Origin of the sequence: Myxococcus sp. AM011, from assembly GCF_013372595.1 — a bacterium.
Taxonomy (GTDB): Bacteria; Myxococcota; Myxococcia; order Myxococcales; family Myxococcaceae; genus Myxococcus; species Myxococcus eversor.
The window spans coordinates 1-3700 of the sequence record NZ_JABXEM010000470.1; the positions used below are offsets into that span (position 1 = coordinate 1).

General features: G+C 71.5%; 1 protein-coding gene and 1 pseudogene. One reads left to right on the top strand and one right to left on the bottom strand.

Annotated features, from left to right (window positions below):
* Positions 1-2572, bottom strand: a pseudogene (locus HUW62_RS46165) (chromosome condensation regulator RCC1); the annotation flags it as partial.
* Between the two features lie 251 nt (positions 2573-2823).
* Between HUW62_RS46165 and HUW62_RS46170 the strand changes: the two are divergent.
* Positions 2824-3700 (top strand): metallophosphoesterase (locus HUW62_RS46170; RefSeq protein ID WP_176438077.1); only part of this gene is annotated, 877 nt, incomplete at its 3' end.

Here is a 3700-nt window from a genome sequence, read left to right on the forward strand (position 1 = left end):
CGGCCACCACGCCCCACAGCCCCTCCAGCATCATGGGCGTCAGGCGTGGCTTGACGGTGCCATCACCGAGCTGCCCGCGCGCATTCGCGCCCCACGTCCACACCGTGCCGTCGCAGGAGAGGACCAGCGAGTGCTGCCCTCCCGTCGCGATGGAGCGGGCACACGGCAGGCCCTGCGCTGGCACGGGCGACGCGCGGTAGGTGGTGGTGCCATCGCCGAGCTGCCCCGAGGCGTTCTGCCCCCACGCGAGCACGGTGCCATCACCACGCACGAGCATCGAGTGCGACGTCCCCGCAACCAGCCTGCGTCCCTGCCCCAGACCGCGCACCTGCACCGGCACCGCGCTCCAACCCACGGCCCCCAGGCCCAGCTGTCCGAAGCGGTTGTAGCCCCACGCCAGCACCGTGCGGTCCTGACGCACCGCCAGCACATGAAGGTAGCTGCCACCGAGCAGCGTGACGCCGGAGGCCCCGGGCACCACGCCGGGCACCACGCGCGAGGTGACGCCTCCATCCCCAAGCTGGCCATACGTATTGGAGCCCCACGCGCGCAGCGTTCCATCCAGACCCAGCGCCATGGAGTGGTACAGCCCGCCCGCCACGGAGCGCACGCCCGTGAGTCCGGGCACCTGCACGGGACGGAACCGGTCCGCCCACGAGCCATCGCCGAGCTGCCCCTCCGCGTTGTCGCCCCACGCCCACACGGTGCCGTTCTCGAGCACGGCCAGCGCATGCGCCGCACCCGCGCTCACGCTCCGCACGCCCACAAGCCCCAGCACCTGCACCGGCGTCTCGCGCTGGACGCCGCCGCCATCGCCCAGCTGTCCCTCGAAGCCATCGCCCCACGCCCTCACCGTGCCGTCGGTGAGCAACGCGAGCGAGAAGTAGGTCCCCGCCGCCACGGCCACCGCCCTCGGGAGCGCCTTCACCTGCACCGGCGTGAGGCGGTCCTTCGTGGAGCCGTCACCCAGTTGGCCCACGCCGTTGTAGCCCCACGTCCACACCGTGCCATCGCTCCGCAGCGCCACCACGTGGCTGCCGCCCGCGGCCAGCGACGTCACGCCACTCAGGCCCACCACCTGCACCGGCGTGATGCGGTCTCGCGTGGAGCCGTCGCCGAGCTGCCCGTTGGCATTGCGGCCCCAACCCCACACGGTGCCGTCCGAGCGCAGCGCGAGCGAGTGATGTCCGGACGCGCTGACGGCGCGCACGTCACCCAGGCCGAGCACCCGCACCGGCGCGTGACGCTCGGCGGCGGTTCCGTCACCCAGTTGCCCGTAGTAGTTGCGCCCCCAGCTCCACACCGAGCCATCCGACAGCGAGGCCAGCGAGTGGAAGCTGCCCGAGGCCACCGCCGTGACGCCGGACAGGCGCGTCACCACCTCTGGAGAGAGCAGGCGCTCGGAGCTGCCATGGCCGAGCTGGCCGGAGGTGCCATTGCCCCAGGACCACAGCGTCCCATCCGCGCGCAGCGCCACCGCGTGCTGCGTCCCCGCGGCCACCGCCGCCACCGAGCCCAGCCCGCGCACCAGCACGGGGAAGGGGCTGTCGGTGGTGGTGCCGTCGCCGAGCTGTCCGTTGGTGTTGCGGCCCCAGGTGAACACCGTGCCGTCGTCAATCAACACCAGCGAGCCGGCGTCCTGCGCGGCCAGGGCCTTCACGCGCGAGAGGCCCGCGACCTGCACCGGTGAGGGCCGGTCGGACCAGGTCCCATCGCCGAGCTGGCTGGAGGCATTGCTGCCCCAGGCCCACACGGTGCCGTCGGAGCGCAGCGCGAGCGAGTGGTAGAGGCCCGCGGCCACGGCGGTGACGTTCTTGATTTCAATCACCTGCGTCGGCGCCAGCCGCTGGGTGAAGGTGCCGTCGCCCAACTGGCCGTAGCTGTTGGCGCCCCAGGCCCACACGGTGCCATCCGCGCGCACGGCCAGGGAGAAGTCGAAGCCCGCGCCCAGGGCCACCACGTTCGTGAGGCCCGTGACCTGGACCGGCGTGGGCCCTGGCTGGGTGTTGCCCCGGCCGAGCTGGCCATAGAAGTTGCTGCCCCAGGCCCACACGGTGCCGTCGGAGCGCAGCGCGAGCGAGTGGAACTCGCCGGCCGCCACGCTCACCACCTCGGTGAGCCCGGCCACCTGGCGCGGCGTGGCCCGGTCCGTGGTGGTGCCGTCACCGAGCTGGCCGGAGGAGTTGCTGCCCCACGTCCACACCGTCCGGTCCGAGCGCACCGCGAGCGAGTGGGAGTCCCCGGCCGCCACGCCGGTGATGTCCTTCAGGCCCGGAACTTGTTGAGCGAGGACGCGCTGGAAGGACATCGCTCCGGAGCCGAGCTGACCCGAGGCATTGCCACCCCAGGCCCACACGGTGCCCAGGGGTGTGACGTAGAGCGAGTGCTGTGCACCCGCGGCGACCTTGGGGGCGGACGCCACCGCGAGGGCCTGGGAGCGCGTGGCTCCCGACTCCGACGGGATTCGCGCCGCGACGGGCGCAGAGAGGTCATCGCACCCCGCGGCGAGCAGAACGCTCAGCACCAATACCAGCGGGAAACACGGGCCCGCCTTCAGGTTGTCCATCCGCATCACTTCGCCTCCAGCGCGAGAAGCGGCCGTCCATACCTCGTGTCCTTGGCGGATGAGAAGCGTCGTGCGCGGGCACGCTTGCCAGGAGGAGGACGGCGCGTCGGGAAGACCCCGCCCAGGGCAACGGAGTCACACCCGTCCCAGGAGCTTCCTCCACGGGCAGGCAGGCGGAACACAGTCGCTGGGTGATTCACGTTTCTTCACGAGGAATGCGTTGCGGTGCGTCGAAGCCAGGAGAGGATTGGGAGCCCATGGACTCACCAGCGCGCTTCATCATCTTCGCGGTCCTCACGAGCCTCATCACCGTGGGGGTCCACATCTACCTGTATCGGCGCCTGTTCGCGGACACGTCGGAGGACCGCTGGTGGCGGCGGGTGGGCATGGGGGTGATGACGGTGCTGGGCACGCTGCTGGTGCTGTCCTGGTCCGTGACGCGCTTCCTGCCGTTGGACGCGACCTTCGCCGTGGCCACGGCGGTGTGGATGTGGATGGGCGCGGCGATATACCTGTTGTTCGCGCTGTGGGGCATTGGCGGCGCGAGGGCGCTGTCGCGGCGGTGGGGACGACGGGCCGCCGTGGCGCGGGCCGATGACGTGGGCCTCGTCACGTCGCTGGCGGGCGCGGGCGCCTCCGTGGCGATGACGGAGGTCGCCGATGGCCCTGGCGACGTGAGCCTGTCCGGTGGAAGTGCGCGCGAGGCGCCGGAAGTGAACGTGGAGCGGCGGCGATTCCTGGCGCGAGCCACGGCGGGAGGCGCGCTGCTCGCGTCGGGGAGCCTGACGAGCTACGGGATGTGGAGCGCGTTCCATCCGCCGGTGGTGAATGAAGTGGCGGTGCGGTTGCCGGGGCTGCCCAAGGCGATGGATGGCTTCAGCATCGTGCACTTGAGCGACATCCACGTGGGGCCGGTCATCCAGCGCAAGTTCATGGATGAGCTGGTGGCGCGGTGCAATGCATTGCGCCCGGACCTGGTGGCCATCACGGGAGACCTGGTGGATGGCAAGGTCGCGTCATTGGGGCCCTCGGTGGCGGCGCTGCGGGAGCTGCGCTCCGGGCACGGGACGTACTTCGTGACGGGGAACCACGAGTACTACTGGGACCATGCGGCGTGGGCGGGAGCGTTGGAGG